Origin of the sequence: Parafrankia elaeagni (genome assembly GCF_000374165.1) — a bacterium.
Lineage (GTDB): Bacteria > Actinomycetota > Actinomycetes > Frankiales > Frankiaceae > Parafrankia > Parafrankia elaeagni.
Genome location: NZ_KB893670.1, coordinates 396,724 through 411,422, shown reverse-complemented (window position 1 = coordinate 411,422; position 14,699 = coordinate 396,724). Strand labels below are relative to the sequence as shown.

Sequence of the window (14,699 nt, the reverse complement as noted above, 5' to 3'; positions counted from 1 at the left end):
CGCTCAGATCGGGATCTCCACGGCCTCCCCGGCGATCAGCCCGGCGACCGCGGTGGCGTACAGCCTCGACTTGATGGTCCCCAGCGTGGGGGATGCCTTGCCGGTCAGTGCGCTGGCCATCGCGACCGCTGTGGGCAGCACCTTCTCCTGGTCCGCCACGCCGTCGATGATCCCGGCGGTCAGCGCGTCGTCGCCGCCGTACCGGCGTCCCGTCGTCATCGCCTCGTGGGCGGTGCGGGTGGGCATCCGGGAGCGGATCAGGTCGGTGATCCCCCCGCTGAAGGGAATGTCGATGTCGACCTCGGGGAGGCAGAAGTAGCCCCGGTCGGCCCGCATGACCTGCTGGTCGTGGCACAGGGCGAGGACCGCCCCGGCGCCGAAGGCGTGCCCGCCGACCGCCGCGACGGTCGTCAGCGGCAGCGTCACGAACCTGGCGAACAGCACCCGCACCGACTGGATGAACGGCTCGATCTCCCCGGGGTTCGCGGTCATCCAGGTGAGGTCGAACCCGTTGCACCAGAACTTGCCCGAAGCCGTCGTGACCAGGGCCTTCGGCGCGGGAGCGGCCACCACCTCGTCGAGGGCCAGGTTCAGCGCGGCCAGCGACGACGGGTTCAGCCGGTTCTCCGCGGCGCCCAGGTCGAGAAGGAACACGTCACCGTCGCGGTCGAGTCCTGACACCTGCTGCTCCTCGCGCACTCGTCCCGGCGCCGGCGCGCCGGATGGCATTCTCCTCCGCTGACTATGCCGAGTGGGCCGCCCACGTGGAGGGTGGTCGGTGCGCGGCGGTGGCTGGCTACGACCGCCGCGTCAGTACAGGCCCGGGCACCTGGCGACGTCCGGGACGGGCTCGCCGTCCGGGGCGGAGGCCACCGCGGTGGCCGGAAGATAGCCCCACGAGTCCTGGTAGCCGAAGGCGTTCCGGGTGGGCCGGTCGCCCTTGGTGTAGAGCCACCAGGTGTTCTGGCGCCCGCCGAGATCGGGGTTGGCACGGCCCTCGACCTGGCAGATCACCCAGACCTGGGAGTCCCGGTCCATGTAACCGGAGTCGTCGGGCGAGTCAGGCGCCGCGGCGGCGATGTTCGCGTACACCTCCGAGCCCACGCTGGTGGCGCACATGTACAGCCGTGTGAACGTCCGGCGCTGGTAGTCGGTCTTCCGGGTGCGCTGGGGAGTGCAGACCGGCGCGCTCGCCGCGGCGGTGGTCGTCGGCGAGGCGCTCCCCGAACCGGAGGAGGTCGGGATGGGGGCTGTTCCCGGCGGTGTCACCGCGGGGGGCTGAGGCGACACGGTGACGGGCCCCGGCGTCGACGTGCGGGGCCCGCCGGCCTGCCCTGCCCCGAGAGCATCGTCCGCACCGCCCGATCGGGGGGTCAACAGCCACACCGCGGCGACGAGTGCTGTCAGCAGCGCCGCCGTGCCGGCGACGGCTGTCGCCAGCCGCCGTCCGCTGGTGGGATCCGGGCGGGTGTCGGGCGGTACGGGCCCGGGAGGGCGTCCCGTGAACCGGTGACCGACCCCGGCCCCGGCCCGCTGACCGGGCTCCGACCCGGGGCCGGCGGCTGTGGGTGCCTCGTCCCGCGCAGGAGGCTCGCGCCACAGAGGATCACGGGATAGCCCGGCCGGGGGGCCGGCCTCGCCGCCCACCGCGGTGAGGACGGCGCCGAGCCCGGTGGAGACCTCTCCCAGCAGGGGCCGGTGGTCCGGCTCGGGCGCGAGCATCGCGCGCAGCAGGTCCTCGAGCGCCGGCGGCACATCCGCCCGGCCGAAGGGCGCCATGTCGCCCGAGACGATGCGGTGGTAGATCTCCGTCGGGGTTCGGCCGGGAAACGGTGTGGCCTGGGTGAGCAGGGCGAACAGCGTCGCGCCGAGCCCGAAGACGTCGGAGGACCGCTCCGGCTGCTCGCCGAGAATGACCTCCGGCGCCGCGAACCCGGCGGTGAAGGCCGCCGAGACCGTCACCGCCTCCCGGCCCTCCGCGATGCTGGCGATGCCGAAGTCGCTGAGGACAGGGTGTTCCGGGCCGCGTAGCAGGATGTTCGCGGGCTTCAGGTCCCGGTGCAGAATGCCCTGCTGATGGGCGGCGTCGAGCGCCTGGGCGACCGGGAGCGCGAGCGTCACCATCTCGCGGACCGGGAGTGGCCCGATCTTGTTCACCCGGTCACGCAGGGTTCCCGCCGGGAGGTACTCCATCGCGATGTAGGGCCGGTGATCGGTCGTGGTCCCGGCATCGAACACGGTGATGATGTGGGGATTTCCGGTGAGCCGCCCAGTGGCGCGGCACTCGCGGACGAACCGTCGGCGGGCGTCCGGGTCGCGGAGGTCGGAATGCATGACCTTCACGGCGACCCGCCGTTCGAAGATCTCCTGCTCGGCGAGATAGACGGTGCTGAACCCACCCTGGCCGAGGTCGTGGAGGAATCGGTAACCGCTGATCATCCTGGCTGTCCGGTAGTTGGGACGCAGATCGTCGGCGATGACGGTACACGGGGTGATAGTGCGTGTTCCGTCGCCGGTGCGCCGGTGCGCCGGTGCGCCGGGTGCCGGGCGTCAGGCCGCGGGCCGCGGGCCGCGAGGCCAGGTCGGAGCGGTCCTGCGCCGCGGGAGGGGCTGGACGCCCAGGCCCGCGCGGGTGACGAGGGCCAGGTCCGGGCATGTCGACAGGTGGCGGGATCCGATCGGGCCGTTGTGGCCGGTCCGGGTCGCGCGGGCCGCAACGGCCCCGGATGTCGGGAGGACGGACATGTCACACCAGGTGAGAAAGGGCGGGAGTGAAGCCGCGGGAACCAGGGGAGTCCCGGCCCATCCGGCGGGGGAGGGTGTCTCGGACGACGAGATGGCCCGCCAGGTGACGGACCAGACGTCGCACGACCGGGTCGCCACGACCTTCTTCGAGGGGGAACGGGGCGGCGCGCGCAGCGAGGAGGAGGCCGCGAAGTTCCGGGACGCCCACCGGGACGGGGCGCGTCAGCCGACGGGTGTGTAGCGCGTCACCACCCGGCCGCAGGAGGGCGGGATGGCTGGCAGGACGCTGCACGGCCGGTTAGCCTGGCTTGCTGAACGCCCGAGTCTTCTCGGGGCCGACAACTGCACATCGCGCCGCTCACACCCGTGCGGGAGAGCTCCGGGCCTGGCTCGGAGCGCCGAAGGAGCAAGAACTCCCCGCAAACTCTCAGGCCCAAGACCGCCGGGTCAGGCGACTCTGAAAAGCGGACGCTCCGGCGTCCCGCCGACGGTGCAAGCCGACCCCGTGCCTCCGGTTCTCCCGGGAGCACGGCTGGTCGGCGAAGCTCTCAGGCCGATGACAGAGGGGGAGGCCCGCCGCGACGCGGGTGGGGGACCGCAGCCGCCCCGGCGGTGGTCTCCCGCTGGCGTTCGCACGACCTCCGGAGCGCAGCGACGATGAGCACTGAGACTTCGACTGCGGTGACCTCGACCGCGGTGTCATCGAGTCACGCACAGCATACGGACGCTGACGGCCCGTCCCCGGCAGGTGCGGGAAACGGCGTGTCAGCCACCCCCCCGACCGGGCCGGGCCGCCAGCAGGGCGCGCCACTGCCTCGGACGGCCTCCACCGTGGCGAACGGTACGCAGGAGCCCGTCCGGTTCGCGGACCGCCACATCGGCCCCGACCGCGCCGACCGGATGGCGATGCTCGACCTGCTCGACCTGGGCTCGCTGGCCGCTCTCACCGACGCCGCCGTGCCGGCCGCCATCCGGGACACCGAGCTCGATCTGCCCCCGGCGGTCAACGAGACCGAGGTGCTCGCGGAGCTGCGGACGCTGGCCGGCCGCAACCGGCGGGTGACGTCCATGATCGGCCTGGGCTTCCACCCGGCGGTCATGCCCGGCGTGATCCAGCGCAACGTGCTGGAGAACCCTGCCTGGTACACCGCCTACACGCCGTACCAGCCCGAGATCTCCCAGGGCCGGCTGGAGGCCCTGCTCAACTTCCAGACGGTGATCACGGACCTCACCGGGCTCGCGGTCGCGGGCGCGTCGCTGCTCGACGAGCCCACCGCCGCGGCGGAGGCGATGCAGATCGCCTACCGGGCGACCCGGGGGAAGCGCTCGACCTTCCTGATCGACGCGGACACGCTGCCGCAGACGATCGCGGTCGTCCGCACCCGGGCGGAGGCTCTCGGTATCACCGTCCTGGCCGCCGACCTCCGGGACGGCCTCACGGCCCGGCCCTCGCCCGCCCCGGGCGAGGCCGCCGCCGCGGTCCCGGCGGCGGTGGGCGCGTCCGACGTGCTGCCGGACGTCTTCGGCGTGCTGCTGTCCTACCCGGGCGCGGACGGGGAGGTGCGGGACCTCCGGGGCGTGATCGCGCAGGCGCGCGAGCGGGAGATCGTGGTGACCGTCGCCGCCGATCTGCTCGCGCTCACGCTGCTGCGCTCGCCGGGCCGCCTCGGGGCGGACATCGCCGTCGGGACCACCCAGCGGTTCGGGCTGCCGCTCTCCTTCGGGGGCCCCCACGCGGGCTACCTCGCTGTTCGTACGGGCCTGGAGCGGATGCTGCCCGGCCGGCTCGTCGGCGTCTCGGTGGACGCCGCGGGCAACCGTGCCTACCGCCTCACGCTGCAGACCCGGGAGCAGCACATCCGCCGGGAGAAGGCGACGAGCAACATCTGCACCGCCCAGGTGCTCCCCGCGGTACTGGCCTCGATGTACGCGGTCTACCACGGTCCGGACGGGCTGACCGGGATCGCCGGCCGGGTGCACGGGCTGGCCGCGCGGCTGGCGTCGGGGCTGCGCGGCGGCGGCGTGGAGATCGTCCACAGCGAGTTCTTCGACACGCTGCTCGTCCGGGTACCCGCCCGAGCGGGCCAGGTCGTGGCGGATGCTCTCGCGCACGGGGTGAACCTGCGGCTCGTCGACGACGACCATGTCGGCGTCTCCTGCAACGAGACGACCGTCGAGGCCGACCTGCGCGCCGTCTGGGCCGCGTTCGGCGTGGACACCCCCGGAACGGGCGGCGGGCCGGCACTGCCGACGGCACTGCCGGCACTGCCGGCGCCGCTGGCCCGCGGCGACGCGGAGCCCTTCCTGACCCACCCGGTGTTCCACGCGCACCGGTCCGAGACGGCGATGCTGCGCTACCTGCGGCGCCTCGCCGACGTCGACTTCGCGCTGGACCGGGGCATGATCCCGCTCGGCTCCTGCACGATGAAGCTGAACGCGACGACCGAGATGGCCGCTGTCACCTGGCCCGACTTCGCCGACATCCACCCGTTCGCGCCACTGGACCAGGCCGCCGGGTACGTGTCGATGATCCGGGATCTGGAGCTGTGGCTCGCGCGGATCACCGGGTACGCCGCCGTCTCCGTGCAGCCGAACGCCGGCAGTCAGGGCGAGCTCGCCGGTCTGCTGGCCATCCGTGCGTACCACCGTGACCGGGCTGCCGCGGGCGACACCGTCCGGGACGTGTGCCTGATCCCGTCGTCGGCGCACGGCACGAACGCGGCGAGCGCGGCGATGGCCGGAATGCGGGTGGTCGTGGTCGCCTGCGACGACGAGGGCAACGTCGATCTGGACGACCTGACGGCGAAGGCGGCGACCCACGCGCCGGCGCTGGCGGCCCTCATGGTCACCTACCCGTCGACGCACGGTGTCTACGAGGAGGGCATCGCCCGAGCCTGTGCGGTGGTGCACGATGCCGGCGGCCTCGTCTACGTCGACGGTGCGAACCTCAACGCCCTGGTCGGGCTCTCCAAGCCGGGGCGTTTCGGGGCCGACGTGAGCCACCTCAACCTGCACAAGACGTTCTGCATCCCCCACGGGGGCGGTGGGCCGGGGGTCGGGCCGGTGGCGGTCGGCGAGAAGCTGCTGCCCTACCTGCCGAACCACCCGCTGCGCCCGGAGGCCGGCCCTTCCACCGGGGTGGGACCCATTTCGGGGGCCCCGTGGGGCTCGGCCGGCATCCTCATGATCCCGTGGGCGTACATCCGCCTGATGGGGGCCCAGGGGCTGCGGGAGGCGACCTCGGTGGCGGTGCTCAACGCCAACTACATCGCCCGCCGGCTCGCGCCGCACTACCCCGTCCTCTACACGGGGCGTAACGGGCTCGTGGCGCACGAGTGCATCCTCGATCTCCGGCCGCTGACGAAGGAGACCGGCGTGACCGTGGACGACATCGCCAAGCGGCTGATCGACTACGGGTTCCACGCGCCGACGATGTCGTTCCCGGTGGCGGGGACGCTGATGGTGGAGCCGACCGAGAGCGAGGACCGCGGCGAGATCGACCGGTTCTGCGACGCGATGATCGCGATCCGGGCGGAGGCCGCGAAGGTCGGCGCCGGGGTCTGGCCGAAGGAGGACAACCCGCTGCGCAACGCCCCCCACACGGCGGAGATGGTGACCGGGGACGAGTGGGCGCACCCGTACCCGCGATCCGTGGCCGCGTATCCGGTGGCCTCGCTGCGGGCCGCCAAGTACTGGCCGCCGGTGCGGCGGATCGACGGCGCCTACGGGGACCGCAACCTGGTCTGCACCTGCCCGCCGGTCGAGGCCTTCGACTCCGGGGCGGAGCTGGTCACCGCCTGACCGGGCCACGGATCGGGTAGTTCGTTGCGCCGGCCACTCTCGATATCAGTTCCTCCGGTGTGAGGACGGCCGTGTGCTGTGCCTGGTCGTGTCTGCGGTGGGGGTGGCGCTGGGTGGCGTCTGGCGACTTGTCACAATTGGCACGACGGCAGGGCCGGTGTGCTCATGTGACGGCACCGGCCAGGCACCGGACATCCAGCCGGCTGGTCCGGGCCCGGCGGTCAGCCTGTGGCTGGCCCGGGGCCCGGGCCGGACGGACGGCTCGCGAAGGGGACGTTCCGCGATGCAGGAGCAGATGAACAAGCAGCTCGGTCAGCTCCGCCAGACCGCGGTCGAGCTGGGGCTGGGGCCGGCTCTGAAGCTGGTCCGGCGCACCGTGCTGCCCAGCGCCCGCCGCAACGCGATCGACGACCAGCACCTCGCCCTGCTGCTGTCCTTCGTGCTCCAGGAGGACTCGAACTGCATCGACGTCGGTGCTCACCGCGGTGACGTGCTCAAGTCGATCGTGCTGCACGCCCCGCGCGGCGAGCACATCGCCTACGAGCCGCTGCCGCACCTGTTCGAGTACCTCTGCCTGGAGTTCCCGACCGTCACGCTGAAGCAGGCGGCGCTGGCGGAGAAGGCCGGTGTGAGCCCGTTCGCCTACGTCCGCAGCCGACCGGCCTACAGCGGGCTGCGCCAGCGGACGGCGGCCGGCGCCGAGGACGTCGAGCAGATCGAGGTCGTCGTCGAGGTGCTGGACGAGACGCTCCCGCCCGAGCACCGCCTCGACCTGATCAAAATAGATGTGGAGGGTGCGGAGTACGGCGTGCTGAAGGGCGGCCAGAAGCTGCTCGCCACCAACCGCCCGTACGTGATCTTCGAGTTCGGTGCCGCCGCGCGCAAGTACGGGACCTCGGCCGAGGACATGTACCGCCTCATCGACGGCGACCTCGGCCTGCGCATCTTCGACATGGACGGCACCGGCCCCTACACCCTCGGCACCTTCCGCCGCACCTTCGACAGCGGCAACCGCTTCAACTTCGTCGCCCACGCCTGATTAGTGGCAGCGGCCTGACACAGTGGCCGGGTTGCCGGAAGTGAGGCGCGTCGCCGGCGGCTTCGCCATACTCGCGCCATGGCGACGATCGACGGAATCGACGAGCTGAGGAAGCTTCAGGGCCAGGAGCTCGGCACCAGCCCCTGGCGTGAGGTGACTCAGGAGCAGGTGAACAACTTCGCCGCGGCCACGGGTGACTGGCAGTGGATCCACACCGACGTCGAGCGGGCGAAGGACGGCCCGTTCAAGACGACGATCGCCCACGGCTTTCTCACCCTGTCGCTGCTCCCGGTGATCGTGGCGGACACCGCCCCGGTCACCGGTATCTCGCTGGCCCTGAACTACGGGCTGAACAAGGTGCGTTTCCCCCAGCCGGTCCCGGTCGGCTCGCGGGTCCGCGGCGTCGTCCGGAACCTCTCGATCGAGGACGTCAAGGGCGGCGTGCAGGTGGTCAACCAGGTCACCATCGAGCTGGAGGGCGCCACCAAGCCGGCCTGCGTCGCGGAATCGGTGGTGCGGTACCTGTACTGATCACCGGCAGTCGGGGCCGCCCACCATCATGGTGCCCGCGGCCGCGATGCCCACCGTGGCCGTGACGATGCGGACGGTCGGGCGCCAGTGCAGGCCCCCGGCGTCCACCGAAGGCGCGTGCCACCGGGTCAGATCGTCGATCATCGCCGGGATGTCGGCGTCGTCGACCTTCTCCAGCATCGACCGGACGGCGGTGCCCCGGGCCCAGCGCCACCAGTGCTCCACATCCCGGAAGACGAGGTCGGTGGCGACCAGGTCGTCGCCGGTGATGGTGAAGCCCGCTGCCGTGAGGGCCTCGCCGAGCGCTCCCTCGGCCAGGATGGCGAGGCCGGGGCGGCGCTGCGCCGCGCCAGTCCCGGTGGCGCGGCGCAGCGGGTAGTCGGGCCGGTCCCACAGCGGGTCCGGCGCGCCGAAGACGCTCACCGCCAGGCGCCCGCCCGGCCGGAGCAGGCCGCGCCAGCGGGCGAGCGCCGCGGTCGGGTCGGGCAGCAGGAACAGCCCCATGCCGCAGAGGACGACGTCGGCGCTGCCCGGCTCGGCCGGCGGTTCGGCCGCGTCGGCGACCTCCACCTCGACCCAGGGCAGCGCGCGGGCGGTGACGTCGGCCGCGGTGAGCTCGACCATGGTCGGCGCCAGGTCGAACGCCCGGACGGAGCCGGTCGCCCCGGTCGCCTCGGCTGCCGGGAACAGGACGGCTCCGCGCCCGCAGGCGAGGTCGATCACGTCGTCGCCGGGCCGGATACCCGCCGCACTCGCCAGCGTGCGGCCCAGCGGGCGGAAGAACGGCACACCGTGGATGTCGGCGTCGTAGTCGCGCGCCGCCCGGTCGAAGACCTCGAAGGCGGGTGGCAGGTCCCCACCCGGCAGGTCCCCACCCGGCAGGTCCTCACCCGGCAGGGCACCCGCGGCGGCCGGACCGATCCGGTCACCGGCCGTGGTCCGTTGGTCGGCTGGAGCCGCCTCACCGGGTGAGGCGAGAACGGCGTGGCGGTCGGCCGGGCGGCCCGCCTCGCCGGCGGGCCTGTGGTCGCCCAGGCCCGGCACAGCCGGCTCGACGACATCCTCGTCGAACGCGCGCAGCTCAAGCCGCCGGATGTCGAGGCCGAGCCGCCCGAGGCCCGCGGGCTCGAGGTCTGCGAAGGCACGGTCGGTGTGGCCGGTCTGGCTGGTGCGCCCCGTCGGCCCGGGGCGGCCGAGCCGCCCGAGATGGGTCCGGTGTGCCCGCTGCGCGGGCCGGGGACGGGGGACGTGGTGGGGGACCGGCCGGGCGCGGGAGGCCTGGACCGGGATCTCGACCGGGTCATCGTCCCGTCCAGGGGTCCCGTGCGGCAGGATCCGCTCCACGGTGATCCCCCGGATGGTGAACCCATCCATGGAGATCGTCGCTGCGGCGATCCCGTCCGCGGCGCGCCTGTCCGCGGCGATCCCGTCCGCGGCGATCCCGTCCGCGGCGATCCCGTCCGCGGCGATCCCGTCCACGGTGAACCCGTCCCTGGTGGTCCCGTCCACGCCGCGTAGCCCTCTTCCGCCGTGCCGCCTGGGGCGACGTTTCTGCCTCGTGGCGTCTCAGCTAATCAGGGCAGAACCACCCATTCCGCCGCCCGAATCGGGGTTAACCAGGCAGCCGAAGGTGCTAACCGCAACCCGCCTCCACCTGTGCTGACCTGCGGAAACGGAAACTCACCGCTGGAACTCGCGGCCCTTCGCCGCCTGGTCGACCGGGTCCGTGGAGACCTGTGTGGGGATGCCTGAACCGGCCATCGTGGTACCCGAAGGATGTTTGTGATGGTTTGTCCCACCCGCCTTCGGGCTGGCCCCCTGGCTGGCGCCACCCCCGTCGGCGGTCGGCCGGCCGGGTGCGGGCCCACCGCCGGCGGCCTGCGGCTCCCGGTCGGCCGCGTCGCCCTTCCCCCCGCCCTTCCCGCCGCCGGTGCTGCCCCGGCTGGCGGCTCCGCCGCCGTGGCCGCCGTTGCCGTCGCCCCTGCCGTCGCCCCCGCCGTTCGCGCTGATCCCGCCGTCACGGCCGTTGCCGTCGTCCCGGTCCCGGTCCCGGCCGCCGGAGCCGCCGCCCGCCCCGCCGCCGCTGCCGCCGTCACCGCCGCTGTCGGTGGCCGGGCGGTGACCGAAACGCTCCCCGTGAATGTCGACCTGCGGCAGCATGCGGTCGAACCCGCGTGGCAGCCACCAGTTGGCCCGGCCGAGCAGCGCCATCGTCGCCGGCACCAGCACCAGACGGATCACCGTCGCGTCGACCAGCACCGCGACGGCCATGCCGACGCCGACCATCTTCACGGTGACGTCCGGGTCGAGGGCGAACCCCGCGAACACGGCGATCATGATCAGCGCGGCGCTGGTGATCACACGGGCGGTGGAGGTGAGGCCGCGGACCACGCTGCCCTGCGGGTCACGGGTGGCGAGCCAGTCCTCCCGGATCCGGGAGAGGAGGAAGACCTCGTAGTCCATGCTCAGCCCGAACAGGACGGTGAACATCAGTACGGGCAGCCAGCTGGACATCGGGACGCTGTGGGGCAGCCCGAGCAGGTCGGTTCCCCACCCCCACTGGAACACCGCCGTCACCACGCCGTACGCGGCCGCGATCGACAGCAGGTTCATCGCCGCCGCCTTGAGGGCGACCACCGGCGACCGGAAGACGATGGTCAGCAGCAGGATGGAGACCCCGACGACGAAGCCCACCACCCACCACAGGCGTTCCGCCAGCAGGTCGGAAAGGTCCGCGAAGATCGCGGTCGTCCCGGTGACGTACACCCCCGGCGGGAGGACGTCGGCCCGCAGGTGGGCGACCAGATCGGACGATGCGGCGTCGCTCGGGCCGGTGGTGGGCACCACCTCGATCACCGCCACGGTGCCGCTCGGGGCGATCGCCGGCGGGGCGACGGCCGCGACACCGGGGACGGCGGCGACCGTCGTGCCCAGTCCCGCCAGACTCTCCTGCGGGACCTGTGCCAGGTCGACGGCCAGCAGCAGCGGACCGTTCGCGCCCTGCCCGTACTCGGCGGTGATCAGGTCGTAGGCGCGGCGCTGGGTCACGTCGACCGGCTGGCTGCCCGCATCCTGCGGCCAGGTGCGCATGGTCAGAATGGGGGCGGCGAGGACCAGCAGGATGGTCAGCGCGGCCAGCGCCCAGGGGCCGGGGCGGTTCCCGATACGCCTGGCCCAGGCTGCGGTGAGGCCCCGCTGCGGCGCGGCCGGTGCGCCGCCGGCCGCGTAGCCCGCCGCCGCGGTGACGGCGCCCGACCGGGCCAGGGAGCGGGCGGCGAGCATCTCGGCGTGCGCCCGCCGCCGCAGCACCCGCAGGTCCGCGAGGCCGCACAGCGCGGGGACCAGCGTGACGGCGACGAGGACGACCGCGATCACAACGGCTGCCGTGGTGAAGGCGGTCGTCACATAGGTGTTGAGGCCGACGAGCCGGAGCCCGGACAGCGAGATGATCACGGTGAGGCCGGCGAAGACGACCGACGCCCCGGCCGTCGCGTTCGCGCGGCCGGCGGCCTCCCGCACCGACATCCCGGACCGCAGACCCTCCACGTGGCGGGTGACGAGGAGCAGCGCGTAGTCGATGCCGACGCCGATCCCGACCATCGACGCCAGCGACGGCGCGATCGAGCTGACGTTGGTGACCGTCGCGATCAGGGTGATGGCCGAGCCGCCGATGCCCAGCCCGACGAGCGCCACCGCGATCGGCACCCCGGCCGCGACGAGGGAGCCGAAAGCGATCAGGAGGATGAACAGCGCCAGCCCGACGCCGATCGCCTCGGCCTGCCCGTCGACCTTCTGCAGGTTCTCCGAGACCTGGCCGCCGACGTCCACCTGCAGGCCCTGGTCGGTCGCGGGGGTCGAGGCCGTGAAGATCTCCTCGAGTGCCTGCTCCGCGTCCATGTCGGCGACCGGCTGCCGGTAGTGGATCGTGAACAGCGCGGTGTCGCCGTCCTGGGACATCTGCGGCGGGCCGGTCACCATCGCGGAGGGAAGCGCGGCGAGACGCTCCTGGACGGTGCCGAGCAGGCCGGCGTCCAGGGTGGTGCCGTCGGGGTCGTGCACGACGACGCGGGCGTCCGCGCCGGCGAGCGTGGGGAAGCTCGCCCGCAGCAGGTCGGTCCCGTGTTGCGACGCGGTCGACGGGGCGTCGTAGTCGTCGTGGGGCTTTCCTCCGGAACCGGCTGCGAGCCCGAGAGCCACGACGAGGGCAGCGAGCCACATCCCGATGACCCGCCACGGCCGGGTGGCCGCGGCAGCGCCGATCCGGTAGAGCAACCCGGACATCAGTCCTCCTCGACTCCGCTGGCCGATAACTCCGCTGGGCCGTCAGCTCCGGTCGGGCGACGCGCCGCCTCGTTGCCGCGCGCCGCGCGACCGGCTCCGACGGCCCAGCGGTTCCCGCCGCCCCCGCTACCCGGTCGGGCGGCGGGCTTGGGGTGGATGTGGGGCGGTGGGGTGACGCGGACTTTCGGGAATGGTGCGGGGACCAGGAAGCAGGTCCGGTGGTTGGTGCAGCAGCAGAGGGTGGTGGCAGGGGGTGGTGGAGCAGGGTGGTCCGCCAGGGGGCGGTGCATCCGGCGCTGCCGACCAGTGGGAGGATCGAGGTTTCACCGGTCGGCGCGGTGCGGCTGCACCCTGTGCGAACACTACGTCGCGAAACCGGCCTTAACTGGACAAGTTGCGCATTGCATCCCTGGCCGAAGTGGCCGGCCACGCGTGCCGGCACGTCACGCGGCCGGGATGTCGCGCAGGCGACGTCCACCGGTGCCCGTCCGGGCCTCCCCGCGCCGGCGGTTCAGAGGGGGCGGGAGGCCCCTCTGCCGGCGAGCTGCCCCTCGGCCGCGGGCGGGGCGGGCCGGCCGCTGATCGTGACCCTGTCCCTGCCCCCGGCCTTCGCCTCGTAGAGCGCGCTGTCGGCAGCGGCGACCAGCCCGGCCGCGTCCGCGGCGTGGGTGGGCACGACCGCCACTCCGACCGACACCGTCACCGTCACGATCTGGTCATCCTGGGCCGGGCCGCCCGGAACCTGCCCGGCGGGCGCCGGCTCGCCGGACGTCCGGGCGCTGATCCGGATCGGCTCGGCACCGACCTGGCGGCGCAGCCGCTCCCCGACGGCCGCGAGGTCCGCCTCACGCAGGTCCGTCACGACCACCGCGAACTCCTCGCCGCCATACCGGCCCAGCACGTCACCTGGCCTGGTCGCGGCTCGCAGCCGGCGCGCCACCTCGACGAGGACGTCGTCGCCGGACGGATGTCCGAACCGGTCGTTGATCGCCTTGAAGTGGTCGACGTCGATCAGGAACAGGCCGAGGCGGCTGCCGTGACGCAGCGCGCGGTCCACCGACGCGGACAGCTCGCCTTCCAGGTGGCGACGGGTGTGCACGCCGGTGAGCCCGTCCGTGATCGCGGCCTGGTGCTGGTCGGCGACCAGGCCGGCCATCCGAAAGATGATCAGTACGAACATCGCCCCGCTGGAGACGGCCACCACGACCAGCCCGTCGGTCTGCCCCCGCAGGCTCTGCACCGTCAGCACGACCGGCGCCACCAGTGCCGCCGCGGTGAGCGCGAGCAGCCGCGGCACGGAGAGCACGGTGCCCGTCCGCGGGCGCCCGGCGGTGACGTCGCCCGCGCTCGGATGCAGCGCGGCGGTACCGAGCAGCAGCGCGCCGACCATACCGATGATCTCCAGAGGCCCGCCGACCTGGTATGTCCCGTCCAGCTGACGGGGGACGTAAAGCACCGCGGCGGCCGGCACGGCGGCGAGATGCCCGAGAAGGAGGTAGTACGACACTGCGCGCGGCCTGCCGTTCAGGAGCAGGCGCAGACCGGCGGCGAGGACCGCCAGGCTCAGCAACGCGTATGCCAGTGCCGGCAGCCGGACGAGGAGCGCCTGCTCGGTGGACAGCCGCGGGGCGACCAGATAGATCCAGGCGACGAGCGCACCGGCCACGGTGATCGTCAGGCTGTCGAGGATGTTGGTGAGCCCGTCGGCCGCGCCCCGCCGCCGGCCCAGCATCGCGGCCCCGGCTACCAGCAGCGGGTACTGAACGAGGAAGGCGACGTCCCAGAGCCCGGGAAAGCCCTGCCGGTCCAGCAGGTGGTGCGCCCCGTGGAGCAGAACGCCGCCCAGCGCCGCCGCTGCCTCGGCGGCGGCGAACAGCAGCCAGGGCGGGCGGGCCGGCGGCCGCTGCCGCAGGCGCGCCCCGATCAGGACCGCCACCACCGCGGAGCTGCTGACCAGCAGGGACGCGATCGTGCGTAGCACCGACGGCGCGCCGCTCGACGGGGCGGCGCAGAAGAGGGCGAGCAGGCCCAGGCCGCCGGCGAGATACCAGGCCCAGCTGTGTGGTGTGACGGCCGGTGGCGGGTCGGGCGGCGTGCGGGACGGACGTGGGGGCAGTCGCACGGTCACCGGATGCCAGGAGGCGCCGGCCGCCGCGCACCGGACGGGAGTGACCGGGCCATGTGCAGGCTCTCCGAATACGAACGCCGGGTCGGGGGATGCGCCGGTGACAGGGGCGCGCGGGCCGGGTACCGGCGCGGTCCACGCCTGCCGCCCACCGCCCGCAAGACCACCCTGCCGGCT

The 14,699-nt window shown here is 73.3% G+C and carries 9 protein-coding genes and 2 riboswitches; of the genes, 4 read left to right on the top strand and 5 right to left on the bottom strand.

What is annotated here, in order from left to right:
* Positions 1 to 3: 3 nt before the first annotated feature.
* Together B207_RS0101720 and B207_RS0101715 are read right to left on the bottom strand one after the other, a co-directional pair.
* Positions 4 to 681 carry an enoyl-CoA hydratase-related protein gene (locus tag B207_RS0101720; protein WP_195905217.1) on the bottom strand — a complete coding sequence of 226 codons (678 nt, stop codon included), beginning with the start codon at positions 679 to 681 and terminating at the stop codon, positions 4 to 6.
* Positions 682 to 810: 129 nt separating this feature from the next.
* Positions 811 to 2,439, bottom strand: coding sequence for a serine/threonine-protein kinase (locus tag B207_RS0101715; RefSeq protein ID WP_018634777.1), 1,629 nt, complete (start codon positions 2,437 to 2,439; stop codon positions 811 to 813).
* Between the two features lie 304 nt (positions 2,440 to 2,743).
* Here B207_RS0101715 and B207_RS36620 point away from each other — a divergent pair, with 304 nt between their 5' ends.
* The 4 genes from B207_RS36620 to B207_RS0101695 all read left to right on the top strand — a co-directional run bounded on the left by B207_RS36620 (position 2,744) and on the right by B207_RS0101695 (position 8,116).
* Positions 2,744 to 2,986, top strand: a complete 243-nt coding sequence (locus B207_RS36620) for a hypothetical protein (protein ID WP_154675072.1) — start codon at positions 2,744 to 2,746, stop codon at positions 2,984 to 2,986.
* 118 nt (positions 2,987 to 3,104) lie between these two features.
* A riboswitch (glycine riboswitch) is annotated at positions 3,105 to 3,197 on the top strand.
* Between the two features lie 3 nt (positions 3,198 to 3,200).
* Positions 3,201 to 3,310, top strand: a riboswitch (glycine riboswitch).
* Between the two features lie 197 nt (positions 3,311 to 3,507).
* Positions 3,508 to 6,546 (top strand): aminomethyl-transferring glycine dehydrogenase, encoded by a 3,039-nt coding sequence (gcvP, locus tag B207_RS0101705; protein ID WP_018634775.1) that lies wholly within the window; start codon positions 3,508 to 3,510, stop codon positions 6,544 to 6,546.
* Between the two features lie 283 nt (positions 6,547 to 6,829).
* Positions 6,830 to 7,585: an FkbM family methyltransferase gene (locus tag B207_RS0101700; RefSeq protein WP_026310556.1), complete on the top strand. Its 756-nt coding sequence runs from the start codon at positions 6,830 to 6,832 to the stop codon at positions 7,583 to 7,585.
* A gap of 78 nt (positions 7,586 to 7,663) precedes the next feature.
* Positions 7,664 to 8,116 carry a MaoC family dehydratase gene (locus tag B207_RS0101695; RefSeq protein WP_018634773.1) on the top strand — a complete coding sequence of 151 codons (453 nt, stop codon included), beginning with the start codon at positions 7,664 to 7,666 and terminating at the stop codon, positions 8,114 to 8,116.
* On the opposite strand, the gene B207_RS0101690 is transcribed toward B207_RS0101695, so the two are convergent.
* The 3 genes from B207_RS0101690 to B207_RS0101680 form a co-directional block, all read right to left on the bottom strand.
* The gene (locus B207_RS0101690) at positions 8,117 to 9,625 is read right to left on the bottom strand and encodes a class I SAM-dependent methyltransferase (protein ID WP_018634772.1); all 1,509 of its coding nucleotides are present in this window, start codon (positions 9,623 to 9,625) and stop codon (positions 8,117 to 8,119) included.
* 171 nt (positions 9,626 to 9,796) lie between these two features.
* The gene (locus B207_RS0101685; protein WP_018634771.1) at positions 9,797 to 12,397 is read right to left on the bottom strand and encodes an MMPL family transporter; all 2,601 of its coding nucleotides are present in this window, start codon (positions 12,395 to 12,397) and stop codon (positions 9,797 to 9,799) included.
* Positions 12,398 to 12,908: 511 nt separating this feature from the next.
* Positions 12,909 to 14,525, bottom strand: coding sequence for a GGDEF domain-containing protein (locus B207_RS0101680; protein ID WP_018634770.1), 1,617 nt, complete (start codon positions 14,523 to 14,525; stop codon positions 12,909 to 12,911).
* Positions 14,526 to 14,699 lie beyond the last annotated feature (174 nt).

Excerpts from the sequence above, each read along its gene's own strand:
- B207_RS0101695 (WP_018634773.1), top strand. The coding sequence starts at position 7,664 with ATGGCGACGATCGACGGAATCGACGAGCTGAGGAAGCTTCAGGGCCAG.
- B207_RS36620 (WP_154675072.1), top strand. The coding sequence starts at position 2,744 with ATGTCACACCAGGTGAGAAAGGGCGGGAGTGAAGCCGCGGGAACCAGG.
- B207_RS0101685 (WP_018634771.1), bottom strand. The coding sequence starts at position 12,397 with ATGTCCGGGTTGCTCTACCGGATCGGCGCTGCCGCGGCCACCCGGCCG.
- B207_RS0101715 (WP_018634777.1), bottom strand. The coding sequence starts at position 2,439 with ATGATCAGCGGTTACCGATTCCTCCACGACCTCGGCCAGGGTGGGTTC.
- B207_RS0101700 (WP_026310556.1), top strand. The coding sequence starts at position 6,830 with ATGCAGGAGCAGATGAACAAGCAGCTCGGTCAGCTCCGCCAGACCGCG.